General features: G+C 60.8%; 22 protein-coding genes. 4 read left to right on the top strand and 18 right to left on the bottom strand.

What is annotated here, in order from left to right; genetic code table 11:
• Positions 1 to 17: 17 nt before the first annotated feature.
• Together BVK86_RS27895 and BVK86_RS29925 are read left to right on the top strand one after the other, a co-directional pair.
• Positions 18 to 1,031, top strand: a complete 1,014-nt coding sequence (locus BVK86_RS27895; RefSeq protein WP_075949448.1) for a methyltransferase — start codon at positions 18 to 20, stop codon at positions 1,029 to 1,031.
• Positions 1,024 to 1,188 (top strand): hypothetical protein, encoded by a 165-nt coding sequence (locus tag BVK86_RS29925; protein ID WP_157720459.1) that lies wholly within the window; start codon positions 1,024 to 1,026, stop codon positions 1,186 to 1,188. The genes BVK86_RS27895 and BVK86_RS29925 overlap by 8 nt, the downstream gene beginning before the upstream one ends.
• Before the next feature lie 5 nt (positions 1,189 to 1,193).
• On the opposite strand, the gene BVK86_RS29920 is transcribed toward BVK86_RS29925, so the two are convergent.
• A complete protein-coding gene (locus BVK86_RS29920; RefSeq protein ID WP_167371525.1) occupies positions 1,194 to 1,334 on the bottom strand; it encodes a hypothetical protein in 141 nt (46 codons plus the stop codon).
• 90 nt (positions 1,335 to 1,424) lie between these two features.
• Positions 1,425 to 2,642 carry an MFS transporter gene (locus BVK86_RS27890; protein WP_075949447.1) on the bottom strand — a complete coding sequence of 406 codons (1,218 nt, stop codon included), beginning with the start codon at positions 2,640 to 2,642 and terminating at the stop codon, positions 1,425 to 1,427.
• Between the two features lie 150 nt (positions 2,643 to 2,792).
• On the opposite strand from BVK86_RS27890, the gene BVK86_RS27885 reads away from it, so the two are divergent.
• Both BVK86_RS27885 and dapF read left to right on the top strand, forming a co-directional pair.
• Positions 2,793 to 3,566 (top strand): AraC family transcriptional regulator, encoded by a 774-nt coding sequence (locus tag BVK86_RS27885; RefSeq protein WP_083659365.1) that lies wholly within the window; start codon positions 2,793 to 2,795, stop codon positions 3,564 to 3,566.
• 64 nt (positions 3,567 to 3,630) lie between these two features.
• Positions 3,631 to 4,440, top strand: a complete 810-nt coding sequence (gene dapF, locus BVK86_RS27880; RefSeq protein ID WP_075949457.1) for a diaminopimelate epimerase — start codon at positions 3,631 to 3,633, stop codon at positions 4,438 to 4,440.
• Positions 4,441 to 4,499: 59 nt separating this feature from the next.
• Here dapF and BVK86_RS27875 read toward each other — a convergent pair whose 3' ends face one another.
• From BVK86_RS27875 to BVK86_RS27800, 16 genes are all read right to left on the bottom strand, one after another.
• Positions 4,500 to 6,068: an amino acid permease gene (locus BVK86_RS27875; protein ID WP_075949445.1), complete on the bottom strand. Its 1,569-nt coding sequence runs from the start codon at positions 6,066 to 6,068 to the stop codon at positions 4,500 to 4,502.
• A 146-nt stretch (positions 6,069 to 6,214) separates the two neighbouring features.
• Positions 6,215 to 7,375 (bottom strand): iron-containing alcohol dehydrogenase, encoded by a 1,161-nt coding sequence (locus BVK86_RS27870; protein ID WP_075949444.1) that lies wholly within the window; start codon positions 7,373 to 7,375, stop codon positions 6,215 to 6,217.
• A gap of 3 nt (positions 7,376 to 7,378) precedes the next feature.
• Complete coding sequence (locus BVK86_RS27865) at positions 7,379 to 8,770, bottom strand: aldehyde dehydrogenase family protein (protein WP_075949443.1); 1,392 nt, start codon at positions 8,768 to 8,770, stop codon at positions 7,379 to 7,381.
• 7 nt (positions 8,771 to 8,777) lie between these two features.
• Positions 8,778 to 10,151, bottom strand: coding sequence for a glutamine synthetase family protein (locus BVK86_RS27860; RefSeq protein ID WP_075949442.1), 1,374 nt, complete (start codon positions 10,149 to 10,151; stop codon positions 8,778 to 8,780).
• A gap of 195 nt (positions 10,152 to 10,346) precedes the next feature.
• Complete coding sequence (locus BVK86_RS27855) at positions 10,347 to 11,519, bottom strand: GGDEF domain-containing protein (protein ID WP_173668856.1); 1,173 nt, start codon at positions 11,517 to 11,519, stop codon at positions 10,347 to 10,349.
• A gap of 74 nt (positions 11,520 to 11,593) precedes the next feature.
• A complete protein-coding gene (locus BVK86_RS27850) occupies positions 11,594 to 13,630 on the bottom strand; it encodes an LTA synthase family protein (RefSeq protein WP_075949441.1) in 2,037 nt (678 codons plus the stop codon).
• A 33-nt stretch (positions 13,631 to 13,663) separates the two neighbouring features.
• Positions 13,664 to 14,281 (bottom strand): hypothetical protein, encoded by a 618-nt coding sequence (locus BVK86_RS27845; protein WP_075949440.1) that lies wholly within the window; start codon positions 14,279 to 14,281, stop codon positions 13,664 to 13,666.
• On the bottom strand, positions 14,278 to 15,576 hold the full coding sequence (locus tag BVK86_RS27840) for a sialidase family protein (protein ID WP_075949439.1): 1,299 nt from the start codon (positions 15,574 to 15,576) through the stop codon (positions 14,278 to 14,280). The genes BVK86_RS27845 and BVK86_RS27840 overlap by 4 nt, the downstream gene beginning before the upstream one ends.
• A gap of 130 nt (positions 15,577 to 15,706) precedes the next feature.
• Positions 15,707 to 16,147, bottom strand: a complete 441-nt coding sequence (tspO, locus tag BVK86_RS27835; protein WP_075949438.1) for a tryptophan-rich sensory protein TspO — start codon at positions 16,145 to 16,147, stop codon at positions 15,707 to 15,709.
• A gap of 43 nt (positions 16,148 to 16,190) precedes the next feature.
• A complete protein-coding gene (locus BVK86_RS27830; protein WP_075949437.1) occupies positions 16,191 to 17,078 on the bottom strand; it encodes a DUF2950 domain-containing protein in 888 nt (295 codons plus the stop codon).
• A gap of 26 nt (positions 17,079 to 17,104) precedes the next feature.
• The gene (locus BVK86_RS27825) at positions 17,105 to 18,574 is read right to left on the bottom strand and encodes a DUF3300 domain-containing protein (RefSeq protein WP_075949436.1); all 1,470 of its coding nucleotides are present in this window, start codon (positions 18,572 to 18,574) and stop codon (positions 17,105 to 17,107) included.
• 354 nt (positions 18,575 to 18,928) lie between these two features.
• The gene (locus BVK86_RS27820) at positions 18,929 to 20,668 is read right to left on the bottom strand and encodes a dipeptidase (protein WP_075949435.1); all 1,740 of its coding nucleotides are present in this window, start codon (positions 20,666 to 20,668) and stop codon (positions 18,929 to 18,931) included.
• Positions 20,669 to 20,827: 159 nt separating this feature from the next.
• Positions 20,828 to 21,127 carry a hypothetical protein gene (locus BVK86_RS27815; protein WP_075949434.1) on the bottom strand — a complete coding sequence of 100 codons (300 nt, stop codon included), beginning with the start codon at positions 21,125 to 21,127 and terminating at the stop codon, positions 20,828 to 20,830.
• 132 nt (positions 21,128 to 21,259) lie between these two features.
• Positions 21,260 to 22,231: an MBL fold metallo-hydrolase gene (locus BVK86_RS27810; RefSeq protein WP_075949433.1), complete on the bottom strand. Its 972-nt coding sequence runs from the start codon at positions 22,229 to 22,231 to the stop codon at positions 21,260 to 21,262.
• A gap of 228 nt (positions 22,232 to 22,459) precedes the next feature.
• On the bottom strand, positions 22,460 to 23,584 hold the full coding sequence (locus BVK86_RS27805) for a sensor histidine kinase (RefSeq protein WP_231977874.1): 1,125 nt from the start codon (positions 23,582 to 23,584) through the stop codon (positions 22,460 to 22,462).
• A gap of 37 nt (positions 23,585 to 23,621) precedes the next feature.
• Positions 23,622 to 24,440 (bottom strand): alpha/beta fold hydrolase, encoded by an 819-nt coding sequence (locus BVK86_RS27800; RefSeq protein ID WP_092267338.1) that lies wholly within the window; start codon positions 24,438 to 24,440, stop codon positions 23,622 to 23,624.
• Positions 24,441 to 24,757 lie beyond the last annotated feature (317 nt).

Below are 24,757 nucleotides of genomic sequence, written 5' to 3'. Positions count from 1 at the left end.
GCTCAGGAGTGACTTGCATGTCGAAACAACCTATCGCCGATCAGGCCATGCTGGCGCTGGGCAGGCACCTGTTCAGCAAAGACTATTGCTTCATCACCCCGACCCCGGCAACTCACGACCGCGTGTACCAACGTTTTACACCACCGTTGGCCAGGAACCTGCGCGACGTTTTCGGCTGGTCGATGCCGTTTGATCACACGCTGTTTACGCGAGAAATGCTGGCTGGCCTGGAACAGGCCGAGGTCGTCGAGCGAGACGGCCCGCTGTGGCGCAGTACTGTGCGTTGGTCGAGCCTTGACGGGATGTTGTTTGCCCATTCGGCGTACCCGACCTCACAGGCTGACGCGGTGTTTTTCGGGCCGGACAGCTACCGTTTTGCGCAAATGATCGACGCGCATTTGCAACAGCGTTTCGAGCCTGTGCGCCGGGCCGTGGACATCGGCTGCGGGGCCGGCGTCGGCGCGCTGGTGGTCGCTCGGGCACACCCGTCTGCCGACGTGCTGGCGGTGGACATCAACCCGCGAGCACTGCGCCTGTCGGCGGTCAATGCCGAACTGGCGGGTGTCGACAACATCAGCGTGTACCAGAGCGACATCCTCGGCAGCGTCGAAGGTGAGTTCGACCTGATCGTCGCCAACCCGCCCTACATGAACGACAGCCAGCAGCGCGCCTATCGCCATGGCGGCGGCGCCCTGGGTGAAGCCCTGTCGCTGCGCATCGTTCGTGAGTCGTTACCGCGTCTGCACAAGAACGGCAGCCTGGTGCTGTACACCGGCGTGGCGATGGTCGAGGGGCGTGATCCGTTTCTTGAAGCCATCCAGTCCATGCTGGCTGATCATGCGGTCGGCTGGACGTATCGAGAGCTGGATCCGGACGTGTTCGGCGAGGAATTACTCAAACCCGGTTACGAACGGGTAGAGCGCATCGCCGTCGTGGCATTGACCGTGACCCGACGGCACCAAGCTCAGTGCCGGTCAATGGTTGCACCGGGCACAGTTGCTGTTTGCGGAATCGGCGGAGCAAATGGGTGAGCCGCAGATTTTCGATCAAGCCAAAGCCCTGTTACTGCACGGCAACAGCGCGACGCGTCAGCTGGCGTGCCACGCCGAGGCCAGCGCCCGAGACCCGGACCCCAAGCGCCATCTGCAAGCGGTGGTCGACCACTTGCTCAGGGAAAGCGCGGGCTGACGCAATCAGTGACCGTCCGCCACTGTGCGTTCTATCTCGGCGATTTTGCGGCGCAATGCCTCTTCTTCCTGTTCCGGCGTCTGAGGTGCTGCAGGTGGGGTAATGTCATCTTCGTTTTCTGCGGTTTCACGGTCTTCGTCGTTCATGGTGCGCGCCTCCAGTGATTAATCATTGGAAGCGGCGCATGCCGGCGAGTTCGAGAAACCTGGCAGCGTTCCGATGAACGTCGCTGGCCCTTAAACGCCTTTAGTCGACGGCAACACAATGGTCAGGATCCCCAGCAGCGGCAGGAACGAACACAGCGTGTACACGTATTCGATGCCGTGGATGTCCGCCAGGTGCCCGAGCAGCGCGGCGCCGATACCGCCGAAGCCGAACATCAGGCCGAAGAACACCCCGGCGATCATGCCGACGTTACCGGGCACCAGTTCCTGGGCGAAGACCACGATCGCAGAGAACGCCGACGCGAGGATGAAGCCGATGATCATGCTCAGTACGCTGGTCCAGAACAGGTCGACGTAGGGCAGGGCCAGGGTGAAAGGTGCCGCACCGAGAATCGAAAACCAGATCACTTGCTTGCGCCCGATGCGGTCGCCAATCGGCCCACCGAAAAACGTACCGGCCGCGACGGCGCCGAGAAACAGGAACAGGTACAGCTGCGAGCTGGCCACCGACAGGTCGAATTTCTCGATCAGGTAGAAGGTGAAGTAGCTGGTGAAACTGGACATGTAGAAATACTTGGAGAACACCAGCAGCGCCAGCACCACCAGGGCGAAGGTTACCCGTCTTTTCGACAAGCCGTGGGTGGCCTTGCTGCCTTGCTTGAGCTTGAACAGGTTCAGGTGATTGCGGTACCAGCGGCTCAGGCCGTATTGCACGAGGATGGCGAACACCGCGAACAGGCCGAACCAGGCGACGTTCCCCTGGCCATACGGAATGACAATGGCCGCCGCCAGCAATGGACCGAACGCGCTGCCGGCGTTGCCACCGACCTGGAACGTCGACTGCGCCAGGCCGTAGCGGCCGCCCGAAGCCAGGCGCGCGACGCGGGAGGTTTCCGGGTGAAAGGTCGACGAACCGATACCCACCATCGCCGAGGCCAGCAGAATCGCCGGGAAGCTGCCGACCATCGACAACATCAGAATACCGATCAAGGTGCAGACCATCCCGGCTGGCAATAGCCACGGTTTTGGGTGGCGGTCAGTGTAATAGCCTACCCAGGGTTGCAGCAGCGAAGCGGTCAGCTGGAAGGTCAGGGTGATCAGCCCGACTTGCGTGAAACTCAGGCCGTATGTGGCTTTCAGCATCGGGTAGATCGACGGCAGCACGGCCTGGATCAGGTCATTGATCAGGTGCGCCAGGGCACAGGCGCCGATGACGCGCATCACCAGGGGGCTGGCTTGACTGACCACCGAAGCGGCGGCCGCGGGCGAGGCGGTGGTACTGATGGACATGGCAGGTCTTCCAGACAAAAAACGCACGGCGGTGGCGCCAGGTGCGGGGCACAAAAGCACTACCCATTTCGGGGTTCGGCGCTATCCTAGGTTTTCACTGGTTTGCCTGTCTCACGCAATCCGGGAGCCGACTATCGCAAAAAGGGCATCATCATCAAACCGCTGGAAGAATTTCTCAGAGAGATCGACCAACGCCCCTGCAAGATAAGCAGCAGCGCAACGGACTACCCGGAAAACTGGCTGATCGAACCGCACTCCCATGAGGCCCATCAGCTGATCTACGCCATCGAGGGGGTGATGGTCGTGCATTCGGGATTAAGCCAATGGACCGTCCCACCCAGTCGTGGCATCTGGATGCCGAGCGGGCACGTTCACTCGATCCGCTGCGTGGGGCCGTTGAAAATGCGCAGCGTATTCGTGCGGCCCGATCCGCTGACCGAGCTGCCGAGCGAGCCTCGGGCGGTGAGCATTTCTGCGCTGCTGAGCGAGCTGATCAAGGTCTCGGTCGATATCAAGCCGCCCTACGAACCGGCGTCGCGCGAGGGGCGGGTCATGCGCCTGATCCTCGATGAACTGACGATTTTGCCGACCTTGCCGCTGCATCTGCCGCAACCGACCGACCCACGCATCAAGGTGGTGTGTTCGGCGTTGCAGCGCGACCCCGGCGATGGCTCGACCCTGGCGCACTGGAGCGTGAGGCTCAATCTCGATGAGAAAACCATCCAGCGGCTGTTTCACAAGGAAACCGGCATGACGTTCGGGCAATGGCGGCAGCAAGCGCGACTGCTGCTGGCGCTGGAGCGGATCGCGGTGGGTGAGAAGATCATCGATATCGCCGGTGAGCTGGGTTACGACAGCCCCAGCGCCTTCACGACCATGTTCAAGAAACAGTTCGGCAAGACGCCCAGTCATTTTTTCAAATGATGTTGGCCGCACCGCGGCGGTTTTTTCTATGGATTTTTCCATCAATCGTTATCAGAGGCCTTTCATGTCGCTGAGTTTTCACAAGATGCATGCCAATGGCGATGATTTTGTAATCGTCGACTCACGTAATGCGGGCAACTCGATGACCGCGGACATCGCGCGGCGAATGGGGGATCGCAATCGCGGTGTCGGCTTCAATCAGCTCGCAGTGGTGCTCGATTGTGATGACGCCGATGCAAACGTGATGTTCTGGAATGCGGACGGCTCCACGCTGGACGTTTGTGGCAGTGCAACGCGCGGTGTCGCGGATATGTTGATGCGCGAATCAGGCATGGCTTCGATAATACTGCGCACCAACCGCGGGTTACTGACGTGTGAACGAACCGTGACCGGAACAATCTCCGTGAGCATGGGCGAGCCACTACTCGGCTGGGCGGATGTTCCCCTGACTGAGGAGATGGACACGGCAGTTTTACCGCTTGGCGGTGCTCCCGCCGCGTGCAGCATGGGCAATCCACACTGCACTTTTTTTGTCGAAGACCTGGCCACCATTGACATCGCGACGCTTGGTCCGGCGCTGGAAACCCACCCTCTGTTTCCCTTGAGGACGAACGTGCATTTTGTTCAGATCATCGACCGACAGCACATTCGGTTGCGTATTTGGGAGCGGTGGGGAGGGATTCCGCTCGGTTCCGGCTCGTGCTGTTGTGGCGCGGTTGTAAACGGCATTCGTCGCGGCTTGCTGGACAACACCGTTGCGGTTGAATGTGATGGCGGAACGGTAACGGTGCAATGGGATGGCGTAGGCTCAGTCATTCTCACCGGCCCCGTGTTGCGAGTATTTTCAGGAACATTCGCTGCCACCCGGTCTTAAGCGGTATTCAATTGAGCTGGCTATTCATCTCGCGGCTCGTCTTTGTTCCCTGCGTGGCATCAACTCCCTGATTTTTTATTCAACGCCGCTTCCGCCGCGGCGATTTCCGCCTGGCGTCTGGCGATCACGTCGCCCACCGGCGGCCCCTGAAAGCGCCGGGCCTCAAAGCCGAACCAGACGATGGCCGTCAGCACCAGGAAGCCGATGGTGATGTACAGCGCCCAGTCGTTCGGCGGCTGAATGCCGATGATGAAAATGATCACCATCGACAGCACCGACAGCAACGCGAACACCGTGTACCAGAAACGGCCCATGTTCCAGGGACCCATGGTCGGCCACTTCGAGGTTCCGTAGGCAAACAGGCCGAGCACGATGGGAATGATGAAAGAGAAAAACAGGAAGATCACCGTGCAGGAGACCACGATGGTGTAGACCGGTGTCTCGCCGATCGAGATCACCGACGATCCCCAAACGAACAACACTGCCAGCGTCGCCCCTGTCCAGGTGGCCGCTACCGGGCTGCGGAAGGTTGGCGAGACCGAGGCCAGGGCTTTGGAGAAGGGCAGGCCGCCGTCGCGGGAAAAGGCGAAGATCATTCGCGAAACCGAGGTCACCGTCGCCAATCCGCAAAGTACCTGCGAGATAAAAATCGCCACGTACAACGCGAGCTTCAAGGTCGGGTTGACCTGGGTGTCCATGGCCCAGAAAAACACGCTCCAGCCTTTGCTGGCCGCTTCGTCCATGTTTGGCAGCATCAGCACGAACGAGCTGAGCATCACCCAGCCGAACAGCAGCGACCAGACCACCGACATGACCATGCCCTTGGGCACGGAGATGGCGGCATTGCGGGTCTCTTCGGAGGTGTGCGCGGACGCGTCATAGCCGGTGATGGTGTAGATCGGCAACAGCAGGCCGAGCATGAACACCCAGCTGTTGGACACCTGTGGCCAGACGCTGCCGCCGGCCTCGCCGGAGTAGTTGCCGAAGGTCACCAGGCGGGCGAACTCGTAACTGGGGGCCGAGATCAGGCAGACGATGGTCAGGGCCAGTGCGGTGGCGAAAATCAGGTAGCCCGAAAAGTCGGTGAGCCTGGCGGTCAGGCCGATGCCCAAGTGGTTACACAAGGCCTGGAGCCCGGTGAGAATGGCGAGGAAAATCACCCGGGTTGTGGTGGTATCCTCCATGCCCAGTGCCGGGCCGAAGGCGCCGAAGAAAAAGTAGTAAGTGCCGACATTGATGGCCCCCAGCACCGTGACCAGCCCCAGCAGGTTGAACCACGCGGTGAGCCAGCCGGTGAAACGGTTGCCGAGGATCGAGCCCCAGTGATACAGGCCGCCAGCGGTGGGGTAGGCCGACGAAATCTGCGCCATGGCCAGGGCGAACACCCCGGAAATCAGGCAGCCGATCGGCCAGCCGATGCCGATCGAGGCACCGCCCGCGCCCGAGGTGCCCTGGGCAAGTGAGTTGATGCCGCCGGAGAGGATGCAGATGATTGAAAAGGAAATCGCAAAATTGGAGAAAACGCCCATCCGTCGCGATAGCTGTTGGGCATAGCCCATGCTGTGCAGCACCTTGACGTCGTCGTCATCTTGCGGCGTGTCGGTGCCGGGCTGGCTTGCTGGGTTCATTGTCGGTGCCCCTTCAGGTTTTAATACGCGTCCATCCGGGTTTGCGGATGGGCTGGCCTTCAACCCCTTGTCGTACTGCTCCTGTTGCAACGATGAAACGTGTCCATGCCACGTGCTGCCGTTTCGACCATGGACCGTCGATTGCGCTACAGGCGTCCGTGGTACGCCGCCTGGAAAATATCCGTCACCCCGGCCTTGGTCAGCGGCAACGGATTACCACCGGCGGAAGGGTCGAGCACCGCCATGTCTGCAATCAGCTCGGCCTGCTGGTCATCCACGCCCAGCTCAAACAGCGTGTGCGGGACGGCGATGTCCTTGCGCAGTTTGAGGACCAAGGCCATGAAACTGTCGAAGCTCGGGGAGGGCAGGTGGAGGTACGCCGCCAGGCGCGTAATGCGTTCTTCGATGGCCGGGCGATTGAATTTCAGCACGTACGGCATCAGCGTCGCATTGGTCATGCCGTGGTGCGTGTCGTACAGCGCGCCGATCGGATGGGCGAGGGCGTGCATCCCGCCAAGACCTTTCTGGAATGCGGTCGCGCCCATGGCTGCCGCGGCCAGCATTTGCCCCCGGGCATCGAGATCGGAAGGCATATGCACGGCGCGCACCAAGGCATTCGCCACCAGACGCATGCCTTCCACGGCGATACCATCGGCCATCGGGTGAAAGCCGGGCGCGCAGTAGGCTTCCAGGCAGTGCGCCAATGCGTCCATGCCTGTGCCGGCGGTGACGTTGGCCGGCATGCCGACGGTCAGGGCCGGGTCGCTGATGACCACGCGCGGCATCATTTTCGGGTGAAAGATGATGCGTTTGGTGTGCGTGCGGTCGTCGATGATCACCGCCGCACGGCCGACTTCCGAGCCGGTGCCGGCGGTGGTCGGCACTGCAATGATCGGGGCGATGCGGCTTTCATCGGCGCGGGTCCAGTAGTCGCCGATGTCCTCGAAATCCCAGACTGGCCGCGTCTGGCCGCTCATGAACGCAATCAGCTTGCCCATGTCCAGGCCACTGCCGCCGCCGAAGGCGACCACGCCATCGTGATGGCCCGCGCGCCAGGCAGCGAGACCGCCAGCCAGATTGGCTTCGACCGGGTTGGGCTTGAGGTCGCAAAACAGCGCAGCGCCCAGCCCCGCGTCACGAAGTGAATCCAGGGCGGCGGTGGTGATCGGCGCCCGGCCCAGGCCACTGTCGGTGACCAGCAACGGTCGCTGGATACCCTGGCTGCGACAGACCTCGGCCAGTTCGCTGATGCGGCCGGCACCGAAGCGAATGCTGGTGGGGTAGTTCCAGTTTCCAGTCAGGCTCATGGCTCAGATCTCGTGGCGCAGATGGAAGGATTTGGCGCGGGTCAGGTGTTCATAACCCAGGCGCGACAGGGTGACGCCGCGCCCACTGTTTTTTACTCCGGTCCAGGCCAGGGCCGGGTCCAGGTAGTCGCAGCGGTTCATGAACACGGTGCCGGTGTCGATCGCGTTGCCCAGGTGTTGCGCAGCATCAAGGTCCCGGGTCCAGATCGAGGCGCTGAGCCCGAACTCACTGTCGTTCATCAAGGCAATGGCTTCGTCATCGCTGGATACCGGCATGATGCCCACCACCGGCCCGAAGCTTTCATCGCGCATGACCGACATTTGATGACTGACGTCGATTAACACCTGCGGCGCAAGGTAGGCGCTGCCCGGTATATCGGCGGCGAACGTCTGCGGATCGATCAGCGCCTTCGCGCCCTGGGCCACCGCTTCGGCGATCTGGCCACGGACGAAAGAAGCCGCGCCGGGTGTCACCAGCGGACCGAGGGTGGTGGCTTCGTCCAACGGGTTGCCCAACACGTATTGGCGGGTCAACTCGACGAAGCGCTCGACGAACGCCGGGTAGAGGGTTTGATCCACGTAGATTCGCTCGATGGCGCAGCAGCTCTGTCCGGCGTTGAAAAAACTGCCGTCCACCAGGTTTTCCACGGCGTGCTCCAGATTGGCGTCTGCCCGGACATAGGCGGGGTCTTTGCCACCGAGTTCCAGGCCCATGCCAAGGAATCTTCCGCTGGCGGCGTTTTCCATGGCCTTGCCTGCGGCCACCGACCCCGTGAAGTTCACCTGTTGCACCCGTGCAGAGGCAATGAGCGCGGCAGTTTGACCATGATCGAGCAGCAAGTTCTGGAGCAGGCCTGGCGGCAGGTTGGCGCGACGAAAGGCCTCGGCGAACCGTTCACCGACCAGCAGGGTTTGCGAGGCATGTTTGAGAATGACGGCGTTGCCCGCCATCAGTGCCGGGATAATCGTGTTCACCGCTGTGAGGTACGGGTAATTCCAGGGCGCGACCACCAGCACTGTCCCCAGTGGTTCACGGTTGATGTACCGCCGAAAGCCAGCGATGGGCTCGGGTTCAATCGCTGCCAGGGCTTCGGGGGCAATGGCGATCATGTGCCGCGCGCGTTCTTCGAAACCCCGCAGTTCGCCGACGCCATAGCGCACCGGCCGGCCCATTTGCCAGGCCAGTTCGGGGACGATTTGCTCTTTCATGGCGAGCATCGCGTCCACCGCCGCACTGCAAAAAGCCGCGCGTTCGTTCAGTGGCCGGCGCTTCCACTGTGCTTGTGCGGTTGCGGCTGCCACCAGTGCCTGCTCGAGTTGCGCCGCATCGACAAGTTGGCGTTCAGCGTAAACCCGGCCATCGACCGGTGAGATGAGTTGGATAGTCGAAGTCATGTCGATCTCAATAGCGCTCGAAGCCGCGCTGCAGTTCCCAATCGGTGACCCGCCGGTCGTACTCTTTCTGCTCCCATTCGGCGGTGTGCACGTAGTGGTCGATCACTTCATCACCGAACGCCTTGCGCAGCATGCTTGAGCCCTGGAGCGCGGCGCTGGCTTCGCGCAGGGTCTTGGACACTTCAGGCAATTGCTCGTCGAGGTAGGCATCGCCTTCAAAGGGCGGGGCGAGGTCGAGTTTTTCGTCGACGCCCGCCAGCCCCGCTGCGATCAGGGCGGCGAAGGCCAGGTAGGGGTTGAGGTCGGCGCCGCCGATGCGGCATTCGATGCGAATGGACTTGCTGCTTTCAGCGCACAACCGAAAACCGGCGGTACGGTTGTCTCGGCTCCACACCGCGCGGGTCGGAGCGAAGGTGCCGGCCTGAAAACGCTTGTAGGAGTTGATGTAGGGCGCGAGGAAGCAGGTGATGTCATTGGCGTATTTGAGCTGTCCGGCCACCCATGAGCGCATCAGCCTGGACATGCCGAACTCGGCCTTGGCGTCATAAAAAAGCGGCTTCCTGGCGTTCTTGTCCCAGAGCGAGTTGTGGATGTGACTGCTGGAACCGGCGGCGTCGTAGCGCCACTTGGCCATGAAGGTGATCGCCTTGCCTTGTAGCTGCGCGATCTCTTTGCAGGCGTGCTTGATAATGACGTGGTGGTCGGCCATGGTCATGGCGTCGGCGTAGCGGATGTTGATCTCTTCCTGGCCCGGGCCCCATTCACCCTTGGAATTTTCCACGGGAATGCCGCTGGCCTGAAGGTGCTTGCGAATCGCCCGCAGCACCGGCTCCTCGCGGGTGGTCTGCAGGATGTTGTAATCCTCGATGTAATGCCCGGCGGTTTTTGGCTTGAGGTAGTTGCGCTTGTGGATGGCCTCGTAACTTTCGTCGAACAGGTAGAACTCGAGCTCCGAGGCAAACATGCCGGTGTAGCCGCGTTCGCGCAGGCGCTCGACCTGTTTTTTCAGGATCGCCCGTGGGCTGTGGGGCAAGTCTTGGCGGTGGTGATGGTCGAGCACATCGCACAGCACCAGCGCCGTGCATTCCAGCCAGGGCACTTTGCGCAGGGTGCGCATGTCGGGTTTGAGGACAAAGTCGCCGTAGCCTTTGCTCCAACTGGCAGCGGCGTAGCCCGGCACCGGCTCCATGTCGATGTCGTCGGCCAGCAGGTAGTTGCAGCAGTGGGTTTCTTCATGACCGCTGTCGATGAAAAACTCGACCTGGAATCGCTTGCCCACCAGCCGCCCCTGCATGTCGACCATGCACACCAGCACGGTATCGATCTCGCCAGAGAGGGCCGCACGCTTGAGTTCGTCAAAACTGAGGAATGGCTCGGTCATCACGGCAATCCTGCGCAAATTGTGTGGAACTGTCTGAGATAGCTGTTGCAGACGCTCTCCAGAAAATTCCAACAACCGCCGCCGCGAGCATCGTGGGCAATAAGCTGACGTAAGCTTAGCCTACTGTCGCTTTTCGCAAGTTTTCAACCGCGCAGATTTTTCGAGATGGCCGTCGGCACTCCCGCCTACTAGCCGTTAACGGACGGGCTGATCGCTGGCCTGGGTCCGATCAACCAGACGGATACTGTCGCGTCCGCCACGCTTGGATTCGTACAGCGCGGCGTCGCCTTGCTCAATCAACGCCGCCAGACTGCTCGGCGGCTGGTCGAACAGGCTGGCACCGATGCTCAGGGTCACCGCTTGCGGTGTGCTGAAGGTCTGCGTCGCGGCGCTGTGGAATTGCTCACGCAGTGCGTTACCCATCGCCACGATTCGTTCGTTGGAGGCGTTGTTGAGCAGGATCACGAACTCGTCACCGCCCAATCGGGCAGCCAGCGCGTCGTCGGGCAATACCGAGCGGATCATCTCGCTCAGTTCAACCAGCAGTCGGTCGCCAGCGGTATGCCCATACAGATCGTTGACCGGTTTGAAGTTGTCGATATCGATCAACAGCAGCGCGCCAGGACGAGCGCTGGAGACGTCGCGCAACAGGCGTGGTGCCCGCACTTCCAGCGCGCGGCGGTTGTACAGGGCGGTCAGTGGGTCGCGTTCGGCGAGCCGTGAGATTTGCTTTTCTCGCCGGTAACGCTCGGTGCCGGTCATCGACAGTGCGATCAGCATGATCGCCATCACCCCCTCGACCAGGGAGATCTGGATGATCTCGCCACGCAAGGCCGCGAGGTCGATCAGCGTGCCGGGAATCACCGCCGTTATCGATTTGATCAGATAGAACAGGCCATGGCCCAGCAGCACATAGCGCAGCTGACCCGCCCCGACACTCAAGGATTTGCCGTGGGGGCGCAAGAGGAAGCTGGCCCGCAGCGTCACCATGGCAACCAGCAGCGAATTGGCCAGCAACATGATCTTCGACCACGACGGCTCATCGGGCAGCAACAGCAGCGCCAGCCAGGCGACGAAGATCAAATACCAGGCTCGGGACAGGCGCGTCTGGGTAAACCGCGCCACGCCCAGCAGGAAGAACCAGTGGGCCAGCACCAACAGACCGTTGGCAAACCAGATGCCGACCAGCAGAAGGCCGATGCCACGCAGCAAGGCCAGCGTCGAGCCCACGGTGATCGTCGCAAAACCTGCGCTCCAGAACAGCAGCGAGGGTTCACGGATGCTCCGCCACTCGACCGCCAGATACAGCGCGGCGGCGGCTGCAAGGGCAATCGAGAGGGTCAACATCGTGGGTGGGTCAAGCGCCATAGCCTTGCTGCCTTTCTGTATACGGTCAAAAGGCAGGATTGTAAGCGTTTGCACCGGTTTGCGCAGGTAAGCGGTTACTCCCGCACGTTCTGGTACAGCATCAACCGCGAGGTTTCGTGCATCGCGCGGGTCAATTGCATCAGGCGTTTGAACTCTTCCGGATTCTGCTCAGCCACGTTGTCGGTGGGCGTCATCGAAGCCAGGTCGTGGAGCGTGGGCGAGCTGCCGTCGTGTTCCATTTGCACCATGTAATGTTGAGTCACGCCGGCAATCAACGGGAACGTCCCCTCACGCAGCACCAGCGGTACCACGCGCTCACCCTCGGGCGCTGGCTGCTGGATGTCACGGCCCATGCCGCCGTTGCGGAACTCGAGGCCGGCCATGCCTGCCACGGTCGGCAACAAGTCCACCAGACCCACGGCTTCCTCGACCCTGCGCGTCCCGAGCAAGCCCGGAGCGTGGATGATCATCGGCACCGCATTGCTTTCCAGACCCAGTTGCTCATAGGCCGGCGCCAGGAAAGGGATCTGGGCGATTCGGGTGTTGTGGTCGCCAAACAGCACGAAAATGGTGTTGTCGTAGTAGCCGCCTGCCTTGGCGATGTCCATCAAGCGACCGATGTTGAAGTCCAGCAGGCGCACGGCGTTGTACTGCTCGACACTGCGCGAACCGGCGGCCTGGACTTCTTCGAGGGTAGGGTGCTTGACCTCGAATCCATCATTGGTTTTGGGAATGGTGAAGGGGCGATGGTTACCGGCGGTCTGTACGTAGGCGAAGAACGGTTTGTCCTTGGGCAGCGATTGCAGGATACGGTCGGTTTCCTTGAACAGGTCCAGATCGGAAATGCCCCAGACATCCACCACCGGTGATTTCCAGTCGCGCTCTTCAAACAGGCGCACGCCGTCGATGCTCTGGCGAATCAAGGCATTCATGTTGGCCCAACCGGAGTTGCCGCCAATGGTGTAGATCTTCTCGTAACCGGTGAAGGCGTTGATCAGCGAGTGCTGTTTGGTGATCAACGGGTTACGCGTCGCCGTTTCCTGGCGCGTGACGTCAGGGACCCCGGTAATGCTGGCCCAGACGGTTTTCGCGGTCCCGGTCACCGGGACGTAGAAGTGTTCGAAGAACCAGCTCTGGGTGGCCAGGCGATCGATATTGGGCGTCGGGTTGATCGGGTTGCCGTAGGCCCCTACAGCGCTGGTGCCCAGGGATTCAAGCATGACGAACATCACGTTCGGCGGTCGCGCCCCCGGTACCTTGTAGGGTTGCGGTGCCTGGTGGCGGACGAAATTCAGGCTTTGCGGGTCCGGCTGATCGACCCCCAGGTAGTTGGCCATTACCGAATAGTGTTCACGCACCTGCGCTTCGTCATAACGCGATTGGCCGACCTTGACCGTGTCATAAAGGAAAATGACCGGGTTCAACCCCAGCGCGGCGATCTGGTTGTTGCCCGAGAAGAACGCATCGCTCCAGCGCAACGGCACCGGGTTTTCCAGGTTCATGTTCTCGACACGGCCTAAAATCCCCAGCAGTACCAACACCACCGTGACGGCACCGCCCCATGTCGCGGAAAGCGGGTGAATCGGTTGGCGAATGCGGTCCAGCGTCACGCGTTCCAGGCGCACCAGGGCCAGTATCACCAAGGCGAGCGTTGCCAGCCAGCCGAGGGTAATCCACACCACCGGGTAGGTCTGCCAGACCATGTCGCGGGAAATCTGGGCGTCTTCGAGAAAGCGCAGAACGGTGGCATTGATCCTCATGCCCAGGTACGCGTAGTGCCCGAAATCGACGATGTAGATCAGCAGCAGGGCGCCCAGTATCACCACCAGGTAGAGGCGCGCGATCCCGCGCAGCAGGCGGCTGCCGATAAGATTCCAGCGAGGAATCCAGGCCAGCAAGGCCACCGGCAGCATCACCAGGATGGCCAGGCGCAGATCGAAACGAAAGCCGATGCCCAGGGTTTCCAGGACGGTATCGTCGCCGGACAGCGCTTTAGCGTCGAAGCCGGAAAAACCGAAAAAGAACACCACCCGTAGCACGGCAAACAGCGCGAACAGCATCGCTGTCGCGCCTAGCCAATAGTGCAAACGTCTCGATTGCAGCCAACCCATCCATGTTCCCCTGTCAAAAAATGTCGTCGAATCTCAAGAAGATCGGGCTACGTCCCGTGCTGACATTCGCCACTTGTTCAGGCTGCCGAACAGCCAGCGCATGAAAATCAGTACAAGTGCGGTGCAGCAGTACAGACCCAGAAGCGGATCAACCAGATAGTCCCAGTAATTTTGCGAAGGCTTTATCCCGGCGACGAAGGCCAGGGTGGCGCTCGCCAGCATCACCACGGCCAGATGGTTACGCAGGTAAAACAGGCCGAACGTCAGCAGCGCCAGGAGCACCAGCATTGGCCGCGGGCTGTAGCCGAAACGGTACGGGTCCATGTCGCTCAGGCCGAGCGTCGCCGGGTACAGCACCAGCCCGAACACCGCGAACAGGAGCATTACGCCGGTTTTGTTGCGCTGTGCCGGCGCCAGCAAGTCCAGCCGACGCAAGCAGCCCCACGCCATGAAGACCAGTGTCGTAATCGCAAGGTCATCGATGTGGCTGCGCAAGTACACCGCCAGGGACAACCCGTCCAGCTGAATGAAACTGGCCGCCAACAAGGCGAACAGTAGCGCGACACGCCAGTACCGGTGCAAACCAAAGGCTGGCAGCAGCAGGAAGATGATCATCGCGAAGGTGATGTGGGCTTGCCAAAGGTTGATCATTTGAGACGCTCGGACAGCCACGCATCGTTGAAAGTGACGTGTTTGATGAAGGTGTTGTTCCAGGAATAAACCAGGTGATACATGCCGTCGGGACTGCGGATGAAGTAGGGATACTCATATTCGAACTCGCAGCCCAGGGAGTTACAGACCCGCGTGTCGAGATTGCTCAGGAATTGCGCCTCCAGCGGTTGGCGGAGCGCGCCACTGGAATCGCGGAATTCGTTGCCGATGATTTCCTTGTAGGCCTTGGGCGAAAACGGCGCCCCCGCTGGATCCGGCGATTTGTCCAGGTCCCGCAACGAGCGCCAGTCGTCCATCTTGGCGTCAGTGCCATACAGGCTCAGCTTGAAACGCCCTTCCTGCAGGTCATTGAGCGCTACGAGCAAGCCGTGCTCAGGCGTCGCGACGGCCGCCAGCGAAGAGTTGGGGTTCCAGGGGTCGAGCGGATACGGCTCGCTCCAGGTTTGCCCGGCGTCTTCGGTACGGGTCGCCAGAACCCGGTGATGGGTGTTGCCGGCATAGCGCAACAAGGCGATGCCGCGCTGTCCGTCGAGCGGAACGACGGTGGGTTGCAATGAGTTCATCCCGTGGCTGATGCGGTATTTGTCGATCACATCGCCGTCGGCGCTCAGATAGAGGTATTCGGCAAACTTGCCCAAAAACTCGTGGTAGACCGGCAAACCAATGGACCCGTCAGCATGAAACACCGGTGCCGAGCGGACCAGGGTGCTGATGTTCAAAAAGGGCGAAGTGATCAACTGGCGAGGGGCGGACCAATGTCCGCCAAAGTCGTCAGACACCATCACGTTGACCGCACTGCCGGCCCAGCCGCCCATGGACACGGACACATAGAACAACCACAGACGGTTATCCGGCGCGAGGGCAATCACCGGGTTGCCCAGCTTGCGAATGTAGCGTTGGGTGCCTTGCTGGGTCGAACGGCGGGTTGCCAGTACCTGCTCCGACCCCCATTCACCGGTTTTCGCGTCGAAACGGGCGGCACGCACTTCCACGTCGGCGGCACCTTCGCGCGTGCCGGCGAACCAGGCAGTCATCAAACTGCCATCAGGCAACGCGGTGACAGCCGACGAGTGCACGAAATCCACCAGCCCGGACGAAGCGAAACGGCTGGTATAGATGGGCTTGGCGACCTGATTGGCCACGGCCATCGCCGGTTTCATCAGGGCAAATGAAGAGTGCGTATTGGCAGGATTGAGCAACCATGCGGTCGCAAAGAGACAGAACAGTGCGAGATAAGCACCGAGGGCGGGGATACCGGGAAGTTTGATGCGCATATTGAGGCTAGGCATCTCATGGCCCGATAAAGCGCGTTAACCTATCAGTGTTAGTCGCTGATCAGGCTTTCCGCGAATGGCTCATTTGTAAGTACATGTGTTGGAGGCTCTGGATCGCTACTTTGAACCATCAGCGATTATTGATCAGGATGGAAAAATTCAAAGCGGCGGCTACACACAGCCACACAAGGTAAGGAAACAGGATCAGGCCAGTGATCAGGTCAAGCCGCAGCGCCATCACCACCATGGCCGCGACCACCAGCCACAGCACGGCGAGGATCACCATCCCAGCGAGAATGCGTTGCGCGCCGAAGAACACCGGCGTCCACAGCGTATTGAGCGCAATCTGCGCCGCCCATAACGCCAGCACCGGCTGGCTTGCAGGTATCAGCGTCAGGCGGTACCCGGCCCAGGCGAGCAGCAAATAGATAGTCGTCCAAGCGACCGGAAACACCCAGTTGGGTGGGGTGAAACCCGGTTTGACGAGAGACGCGTACCACGGGCCCGGCTTGAACATGAGGCCCGTGCTTGCCGCCGCACCGCAAGCCAGAAGAAAAACAAGAAAAGTCATCACCCATCCTCAGTCAGTTCAGCCGTCTGCAGCCCATTGCGCATTAGTCCTGATCTGCCGCCACTTCGTTCCAGCTGTCATCCGGATCAAAGCGCTTCATCGCTTTCGCCAGTGTGTCGCCCCCGGGCCCGAGGTCTTTCTCGAACACTTGGCCGTCATGGCTGATCATGAAGCTCATGACCCCGGTGTCATCGTATTTCGCCGGCCAGGCAATCAGGGCAAAACCGCGACTCATTTTGTCGCCAATGAGGTAACTGTAGGCACCACCCGGTGCCGAGGGGCCTTGGCCGTCAAGGATGCGGAAGTGGTAGCCGTGCCAGTCTTCGCCGGCAATGGTTTTGCCGAACAACGGCCCCAACGGGCTGATCTGGCCACTGTCGTCGTCCTCCCAATAGAGGCCGTCATGTTGGCCAGGGGTGCTGAGGATCTTTTGCGCGTATTCGAGTGCGCCATCACCGTCGCGATCGACTGACGCATAGTCCATCTGCGCGTCGTGATAGGTCAGCACCGATTGCACGGCGGCCAGTTCGTTGCGACCGATTCGGCGCGCGCGGATTTCCACGCTGCCGGCCTTGAGGTCGAAACGCCAACCCTTGGCATCTTTGATCATGGGGATCGGCAGGGTCCAGTGATCACTGCCGACGGCCAGATGAGCCTTGCGCTCGTTGGCTTTTTCGATGCGATGTTGCTCGTGGTACTGCTTGAGGAACGCATCCACATCACTGCGCTGCACGCCTTCACGGGGGATGTAAGTGCGCCAGTCTTCGCCGAGCAACTCTGTCAGGCGCGCCTGATCGGCGTGTTCCGTGCCCAAAGCCTCGACAAACGCTTCAGCGGCTTTTTCGGGTGTGGGAAATGCCTGCTGTGCCATCGCCACGCTCGACCAGACCAGGCCGGCAGTGATCACCAAGACATGCGGCAGCAAGCCCAAGAGTGCTTTTACAGGAAATAGGTTTTTCAACGACGGCCCCCCCTTTGACGCGCTGGTGCGGATGGCCGACTGATCGGGTGGCCGGCGGATCGCGCGGCACTGGGGCGCATGGCAGATGCCTGGCTGGCCCGGCCACGTGCAGCTTGTGCGTTGGTCTGCGACGGTGAGCGTGCGCCGGCGAATGCGTTGTTGCGGGCACTGCCGGCGCTGGCGGCCGGTCTTTTTTGGGAAGTCTGGCGCACTTGTGAGCGGTCCTGCGGGCGATCCTGCGTGCGTTGATTCAATTGGCCGGCCTGCTGATTCTCGCGGGTATTTCTGGCGGTGTTCTGGGCTCTGTCAGACGTTTTCGGTCTATCCGCACCGGATTGCATCCGATTGCTGACCGTGTTTTCCGACTGGGCTCTGCGGGTTTGATCGCGGGCCTCGCGGTTGCTGGTGGCGGGGCGCTCGATACCGTGTTGGTCCATGGAGTTGCGGGCGTTTTCCCGGGCCTGGGCGCGTTGGGCGTTGTCGCCTCGATAAGCGTCACGCTGGTTGGCACCGTTCAATTGGCGGCCATACTGTTCGCGGCTGCGGGTGTCACGATAAGGCACGCCATCACGGTGAACAGAGTTGTGTTGCCACTTGTTATTGGTGATCTGGCTGTTGCGATTGATGTTGTTGCAGCGATTGACGTCGATGTCGATGTCGTTGTTGTCCCAGTCGCAATCGCCCCACAACGACCCGATGATCGCCACACCGGTGCCGAACGCCAGCCCGGCCACCAAGGCCGAACCGGGGTAAAAGGCCGGTGGCGGCGGGTAATACACGGGGGGCGACGCTGGGTACGCCCAAGTGCCGTAAGTGGTTGTCGGGTTATACGTGGGTACATACACAACCTGCGGATCGGCAGGCTGAATGATGATAGTGGAAGTGCTGGCCGGTGCAGGGGCGGGCGCCGGCGTTGCGGGTGCCGGCGCTGCCTGGACCGTCACGTTCTGATATTGATTGCTCTGCAGATTGCCTGCCGCCTGGGCTTGATGCCGCAGGCGTTGCACGCCGTCCATCAAGTCATCGGGCTGCGCCAGGAACGCATCACCCAGGCGCTGGACCCAGACGGGATCCTGTCCCAGCGTGGCCAGCACCTGCGGAAAAGCGACCAGTGCCTGCACGCTCGGGTCCCAGGTCTGATTCGCCACTTGTTTGACCGCATCATCGCCCTTGGCGTCCGGGTGCGCTTTGGACCACTTCACCGCCTCGGCGATTTCCCCGGGGTAGGTGGAAGCCATCAGCAGTTGCGCCAGCAAGGGGTCCGGATAGAGCGCAATCGGCGCCAGCATTTGATCCAGTTGTTCCTGGGTAAACACCGCATCTTTGACGGGCGCCGGGGAAGACGCCGACGGGGCCTCGGCGGTGTTTTCCGGGGCCGGTGCTGGAGGCTCCGGTGATTGCGCCAGGCTGGGCGTTGCGCTCAAAAACAGAACAGCCGACATCGCGTAAAACAATGGAATACGCATGACTCCCTCCCTGGGGGCGGGCAGGCTCGAAATGAGTGGATCAACTTCAGGGAGGTCAATACCGACTGTGCAAGCCGCAGGCCTCAGTTCGTTGGCGCTCCTTAATCGTAGCAGCGAACCAGAATTTGCCAGGGTTTAACGCAATAGGAGGCTGCGATTTTTCAGGTTGTTCACGCAATCCCGGGGAATGCAGGTAACGCGAATTCCGTAGGAGCCGGCTTGCTGGCGATGGTCGTTAACGATGACGTGTAGGGCCTGGCTGGATGAAATCCGTGGGCAAAAAACTCACCCACACCTACCCATCACCAAAAAAAAGCGGGGACTTTCGTCCCCGCCAGCATCAGCGAAGGCGGATCAGAGCTTTGGCAACTGGCCGATGCGACCCATCATTTCGGTCACGATCTGCAGGTCCAGCAGGAACTGCTCGGTGGTCTTGAACTCGTTGTCGTTGTGGCCAGTGTATTTCACGTCTGGCATGGCCAGGCCGAACTGCACGCCGTTAGGCAGTTCATGCACCGAGGTGGCGCCGGCGGAGGTGCCGAACTTGTGTTCCATGCCGAGGTTTTCGCTGGCCACGGCGAGCAGGGCCTTGACCCATTCACCTTCGGGGTTGCGGTACATCGGTTCGGCGATCGAGTAGTCGAAGGTCGGCGCGATCTTGGTTGTCTTGCTCCAGGCGTCGAGCTTTGCGGCGATTTCCGCTTTCAGCGCTTGCGGTGATTTGCCCTTCGGCACGCGCAGGTTGACCGCCAGTTTGAACGCTTTGTCATCCTCCCCGACATAGGTCAGGGAGGTGGTCAGCGACCCCATGAAGTCATCGGCAAAACCAACGCCCAATTTGCCACCCAGGTAATCCAGGCCCCAATTATCGGCCGCATAGCGGGCGGCGTCGGTGATCTGGTTGTGCTTGAGCGCAACCTTGCCGTCGAGGCCATTGATGAAGTCGAGCATCCTGGCCACCGGGTTGACTCCCGATTCAGGCTCGGAGGAGTGCGCGGACACACCGGTGACGGTCAGCTTGACGTCCTTGCCGTCGACCTTGGCCGCGATTTCGAAGTTGCCACCATTGCGCTTGACGTAATCGGCCCCGGCCGTTTGCAGGCTGGCGGCCAGTTCGGCAGGTTTGTCGGTCAGCAGCGTGGCGACCGATGTCGACGGAATCTGGTTGGTGGCCAGGCCGCCTGTCATCGAAATGATCTGCGCGCCCTTGCCTTGGGCTTCACGCTTGGCGAAGCTGGCCATGACCGTGCCGTAGCCTTTCTCGGCGATGACCACCGGATAGCCGCCATCCAGCGCCAGGTTGTAGTTGGGCGTAGGGTTGCGTTCGAAGTAGTAGGGGATGGCGTCGCCAGTGGTTTCTTCGGTGGTGTCGACCAGCAGCTTGAAGTTTCTCGCCAGCGGCAGTTTCTCTTCCTTGATGATTTTCATGGCGTACATCGCCACCACGATACCGTTCTTGTCATCCTCGGTGCCGCGGCCATACATGCGGTCGCCGATCAGCGTGACCTTGAACGGATCGAGGCGGGTGCCGTCCTTCAGGACCCAGTTTTCCGGGGTGACCGGCACTACGTCGGCATGGGCGTGAATGCCCACGACTTCAGCGCCGCTGCCTTCGAGGGAGATTTCATAGACGCGGTTATCGATGTTGCGGAAGTTCAGGTTGAACGCCTGGGCGAGGCCTTTGATCTTCTCGGCGATCTTGATGAATTCAGGGTTGTCATGCTGTTCCACACCGTCGACGCGCACGGTCGGGATGGCCACCAGTTCCTTTAAGGTTTCGGTGGCGGCACTGCCGTATTTCAGACGCGCATACAGGCCTAGCAAACGATGGATTTCGTTCTGTTGCGCAGCGGTCAGCGTCTTGTTGTCGAGGAAGGCTTTGATGGCCGGGCCGAGGTCGTCGGTTTTGGCGATATCACTGTTGCCCAGGCTGCCAAGGAACTGCCTGAAGTCCTTGACCGAGGCATCGCTGAAAGTCTTGAGAATGATCGCGCTCTGTTGCGGTGTGATGTTGGCATGTGCAGCGCTGGTGAACGTCGACAGGCTGGCGAGCATCAGGGTGGTCGCGGCCAAGTGCTTGAGTGAAAAGTCCATTGCTGGGGGCATTCCTTTGCAGGCAGTTTGTGGGAAATATCTGATCGATTAATCAGAAACATTTCCAAGCTAACACCACGAGCGTGTGAAACGGGAGCCCCGAAGTGGGATGTGTCGCACAGAAATGCAAAAGCGGCGCACAAACGGAAAACCGGTTTTTCAATGCTTGCATTGCGCCAGCACCACTTGGCAGGTACTTGGCGTGCCGCCGGAACGGCCGGCATAGCGTGCGCAATTGCTCAGGGATTTCTGCCGCGCCATGGTCAGGGTGTCGCCCCAGGCCAGGCCACCTTCGCCGACAGTGGGGAGGGCTTTTGCATAACAGGCTGAACCGATGTTTGAGGACGCATAGCGAGTCGTGGGCGTTTTGCCCGAACATCCGGCGATGAGCGCCAGGCTGATGGCGAGCAGGGCAGGGAGCCGCCATGACGAGCAAAAGTGCGTGTGTTGACTCGTCATCGCGTTTCCCCTGTAGAAGAGGCAGCAGGCGTGTTGATTCTGTACTGATTAGATTAGACGGGTTCAGGGTTTTCGTCCGGCCTCTATGCCCCCCGCACGAGCGTTGCACAGGCCGGACTTACCTGAAAACGGTCAGAAATCCCAGAAAGCCGCTACCCAGCGAAACGCATTGCCATCGATGGCCACGCGGCCAACGGAAGGGAACGGCAGGTGCGTGGCGACAAACAGCTCTCCGCTGGCTGCCGCTTCTTGCATCAGCCGGACCCGAACGCGTTCCGATTCCTCGGGGTCGTGTTCAAAACCGTTGTGCCAGTCGGGGTGTTCGAAGGCCACCGGGAACAGGGCGTCGCCTGCAAAGGTCAAGCGTTCGCCGCCGGAGTTCACGTAGACCACGCAGTGCCCAGGGGTGTGGCCACCGGTGACTTTGGCGACCACGCCCGGTGCCACTTGATACTCGTCATCAAAGGTCCGCACGTTGCTGCGGTAGTCGTTGATGAATTGTTTGGCGGTTGCCCGCAGGACGTCCGGCACCGGCTCGGGCATGACGGTGTGGGTGAAATCGGGCGACTCCCAGAACGCGACCTCGGTCGCTGAAACGTGGATGCGCACGTCCGGCCGCAACTTGTTTTTCACCTCGTCGACCAGCAGCCCGCCGACATGGTCCATGTGCATGTGGGTGATCACCACATCGGTCACGGCGCCCAGATCGATACCGGCCGCCTGCAGGCGCTTGGGAAACTGTCCGGCCCTTGGGAAACCGGGGAATTGCCCGCCCAATCCGGCGTCGACGAGAATGATTTGCTCGCCGCTGCGTATCACCAGGACGTTCAGCGCCCAATCGAAGGCGTCTGGCCCCAGGAACATGTCCTTGAACCAGGCCGCTCGGGCGGCGGGGTCGGCGTTGGTAGACATGGTCGAGGTTGGCAGAGGCAGCACGCCATCGCTGATCACCAGCACGTCAATCTCGCCGACCCGCACGGCATAGCGCGAAGGAACCAACTCCTCGAACCCCGATCCACCGGCGAGTGTTGTTGCCTGCTGCTGACCGTTGCCTTTCTGATGTGCTCCAGCCTCTTGGGCGGGGTGGTCCAGATGCGTTGTCATGCTCATTCTCCGTTTTGCCTGGGTCAAAAGTCGTTGGCGAAAGCCGCTGTTTCACTGCAAGAGCGACCGAACGCCTGGAGAAAGAGTGTGCATCCCGAAGTACCGCGTTCGATACCATACGCGGGTATAGAACCCTCAGGCTTTAGCGTGATCGTTTCCCACCAAAAGGTGGCTGCGTTGCGCGTCGTAACGCTGAGTGGGCCGCGTCATGCAGGATCGATCGTGACGCTATGACGAGGGTTGGCTATTCGCGGTCGACAGCGGGAGGGAGAACGAGAAGGTCGCGCCCTGGTTGGGCTGACTGTCTGCCCGAATGGACCCGCCGTGCAACTCGATGATCGAGCGGCAGATCGATAACCCGATCCCCATGCCGTCTTCCTTGGTGGTGAAAAACGCATCGAACAGCAGCGCAAGGTGCTGTTGATCAATCCCCGGGCCGTTATCGTGCACTCGTACCACTGCACGGTCCTCCTGCCAATAAACGCCTACATGCAGCTCACCCGGCGAGTCTCGGTGGCCGCTCATGGCGTGCAGGCTGTTGATGATCAGGTTGATTACCACCTGCTGGAGCTGGATGCGATCGCCTGACACCTTGGGTGAATGGCGCGCGAACGTGCACAGCAATCGCACCTGATGACTCTGGATTTCCCGTTCGAGCAGGGCAAGTGAGTCCGCAACGACGGATTGCAGGTCCAATTCTTCGTAGTGCGGATCGCTTTTGCGGGTCAGGTCGCGAATGCGCTTTATCACCTCGGCCGCACGACGCGCGTTACTGGCTGCCCTGGCGATGGCAGCGCCGGCTTCTTTGAGGTCGGGAACCGGCCGGTCAAGCCAGCGTTGAGCGGCTTCGGCACTGGAGGTGATGGCTGCCAGTGGCTGATTGACTTCATGGGCGATGGACGCAGACAGTTCGCCCATCGTGGTATTTCGGCAGATGTGGGCAAGTTCGATTTGCGCGCGATGCAGTTGCGCTTCCACATCATGGGTATGGGCCAACAAACTGAATTGCTTTTGCAGTTCATCGCTGGTGCGCCGATTTTTCAACGCCAGCCAGGTGGCAATGCCGATGGCCGTCAGGCTGACGAGGCAGCGCGCCAGTGCGGCGCTGAACGGATGCTCGTGATGGGAAACAAAGAACCCGGCAGCCGTCAGCACCGCGCAGGTCAGTGCCACCCGGCGCAGCCCGCGAATCGAGCAGGTGTCCATGGCCATCATGATGACCAGGACGTACAGCACCGCCACTGCGACGTTGAGTTCCGTGAAGGTATCGACGAAAAAAATCGCGGATGTGGTTGCCCAAAGCGCCAGGCACTTTGCTCTGGCGCGGGGGAAGCCGGACATGACGTTCAGCATGATCCGGCTCTTGCGGTGCTGCCGCCGCCCAAGGGCATCAAGCCTTGATGAACGCCAGGAGGTCTGCGTTGATCACGTCGCCATGGGTCGTGCACATGCCGTGGGGCTGACCCGGGTAGGTTTTCAACGTGCCGTGTCGCAGCAGTTTGATCGACAGTTGCGCCGAGTCGGCGATCGGTACGATCTGGTCGTCTTCACCGTGCAGCACCAGGGTCGGCACTTCGATGTTTTTCAAGTCATCGGTGAAGTCGGTTTCCGAGAAGGCTTTGATGCAGTCGTACTGCGCCTTGATCCCGCCGTTCATGCCCTGGCGCCACCAGTTGTCGATGATTGCTTCGGAGACTTTCGCGCCGGGGCGATTGAAGCCGTAGAACGGCCCGCTTGGGAACTCGCGATAAAACTGAGTGCGGTTCTCCGCCACGGCTTTGCGCAAGCCGTCGAAGACGTCCATTGGAATGCCGCCCGGATTTTTTGCGGTACGCAGCATGATCGGCGGCACAGCACCGATCAGTACCGCTTTGGCCACGCGCCCGCGGCCATGTCGCGCGACATAACGGGCCACTTCACCGCCACCGGTGGAGTGACCGATGTGCACGGCATTTCTGATGTTCAGGTGCGCCATCAGTTCAGCAACGTCGGCGGCGTAAGTGTCCATTTCGTTGCCGACAGCGGTCTGGGAGGAGCGGCCATGGCCACGGCGATCGTGAGCGATGACGCGAAAACCCTTGCTGAGGAAGAACAGCATTTGCGCATCCCAGTCGTCACTGGACAGTGGCCAGCCGTGGTGGAATACGATCGGCTGACCGCTGCCCCAGTCCTTGTAGAAAATCTGCGTGCCGTCCTTGACGGTGAACATCCCCGAACCACTGGCATTGCCGTCGCTTTTGCCACCCGCAGCGGCGGTTGTCGATGCTGATGTCTGCTGCGCCGCCAGCGCAGGCAATGTCACCGCCAGGGCTGCCGCCATGGCGCCGGTGGTGATCAAACCACGGCGTGTGGTTCCGTTTTTCTCGTCAGTCATGTTCATCACTCATGTGAGTTCTAGAGGGAGCGCCGGCGCGGCCCGAGGATATTTCCCCGGATGCGGAAAATTTATGGGCAAAGCGGGGCACTAACCACCAGACATGGGTGTTTGAAACTAACGCTTTGGTATGTAGAGCGGCCGGTGACTCA

It is taken from the genome of Pseudomonas reinekei (genome assembly GCF_001945365.1).
In the GTDB taxonomy this organism is placed as follows: Bacteria; Pseudomonadota; Gammaproteobacteria; order Pseudomonadales; family Pseudomonadaceae; genus Aquipseudomonas; species Aquipseudomonas reinekei.
The sequence above is the reverse complement of the archived record's forward strand: the minus strand, read 5'-3'. Positions and strand labels throughout refer to the sequence as shown.

Bases quoted from the DNA above. Each gene is read 5' to 3' on its own strand.
- BVK86_RS27895 (WP_075949448.1), top strand. From the start codon at position 18: ATGTCGAAACAACCTATCGCCGATCAGGCCATGCTGGCGCTGGGCAGG.
- BVK86_RS29925 (WP_157720459.1), top strand. From the start codon at position 1,024: ATGGGTGAGCCGCAGATTTTCGATCAAGCCAAAGCCCTGTTACTGCAC.
- BVK86_RS29920 (WP_167371525.1), bottom strand. From the start codon at position 1,334: ATGAACGACGAAGACCGTGAAACCGCAGAAAACGAAGATGACATTACC.
- BVK86_RS27890 (WP_075949447.1), bottom strand. From the start codon at position 2,642: ATGTCCATCAGTACCACCGCCTCGCCCGCGGCCGCCGCTTCGGTGGTC.
- dapF (WP_075949457.1), top strand. From the start codon at position 3,631: ATGTCGCTGAGTTTTCACAAGATGCATGCCAATGGCGATGATTTTGTA.
- BVK86_RS27875 (WP_075949445.1), bottom strand. From the start codon at position 6,068: ATGAACCCAGCAAGCCAGCCCGGCACCGACACGCCGCAAGATGACGAC.
- BVK86_RS27870 (WP_075949444.1), bottom strand. From the start codon at position 7,375: ATGAGCCTGACTGGAAACTGGAACTACCCCACCAGCATTCGCTTCGGT.
- BVK86_RS27865 (WP_075949443.1), bottom strand. From the start codon at position 8,770: ATGACTTCGACTATCCAACTCATCTCACCGGTCGATGGCCGGGTTTAC.
- BVK86_RS27860 (WP_075949442.1), bottom strand. From the start codon at position 10,151: ATGACCGAGCCATTCCTCAGTTTTGACGAACTCAAGCGTGCGGCCCTC.
- BVK86_RS27855 (WP_173668856.1), bottom strand. From the start codon at position 11,519: ATGGCGCTTGACCCACCCACGATGTTGACCCTCTCGATTGCCCTTGCA.
- BVK86_RS27850 (WP_075949441.1), bottom strand. From the start codon at position 13,630: ATGGGTTGGCTGCAATCGAGACGTTTGCACTATTGGCTAGGCGCGACA.
- BVK86_RS27845 (WP_075949440.1), bottom strand. From the start codon at position 14,281: ATGATCAACCTTTGGCAAGCCCACATCACCTTCGCGATGATCATCTTC.
- BVK86_RS27840 (WP_075949439.1), bottom strand. From the start codon at position 15,576: ATGCGCATCAAACTTCCCGGTATCCCCGCCCTCGGTGCTTATCTCGCA.
- tspO (WP_075949438.1), bottom strand. From the start codon at position 16,147: ATGACTTTTCTTGTTTTTCTTCTGGCTTGCGGTGCGGCGGCAAGCACG.
- BVK86_RS27825 (WP_075949436.1), bottom strand. From the start codon at position 18,574: ATGCGTATTCCATTGTTTTACGCGATGTCGGCTGTTCTGTTTTTGAGC.
- BVK86_RS27820 (WP_075949435.1), bottom strand. From the start codon at position 20,668: ATGGACTTTTCACTCAAGCACTTGGCCGCGACCACCCTGATGCTCGCC.
- BVK86_RS27815 (WP_075949434.1), bottom strand. From the start codon at position 21,127: ATGACGAGTCAACACACGCACTTTTGCTCGTCATGGCGGCTCCCTGCC.
- BVK86_RS27810 (WP_075949433.1), bottom strand. From the start codon at position 22,231: ATGACAACGCATCTGGACCACCCCGCCCAAGAGGCTGGAGCACATCAG.
- BVK86_RS27805 (WP_231977874.1), bottom strand. From the start codon at position 23,584: ATGCTGAACGTCATGTCCGGCTTCCCCCGCGCCAGAGCAAAGTGCCTG.
- BVK86_RS27800 (WP_092267338.1), bottom strand. From the start codon at position 24,440: ATGTTCACCGTCAAGGACGGCACGCAGATTTTCTACAAGGACTGGGGC.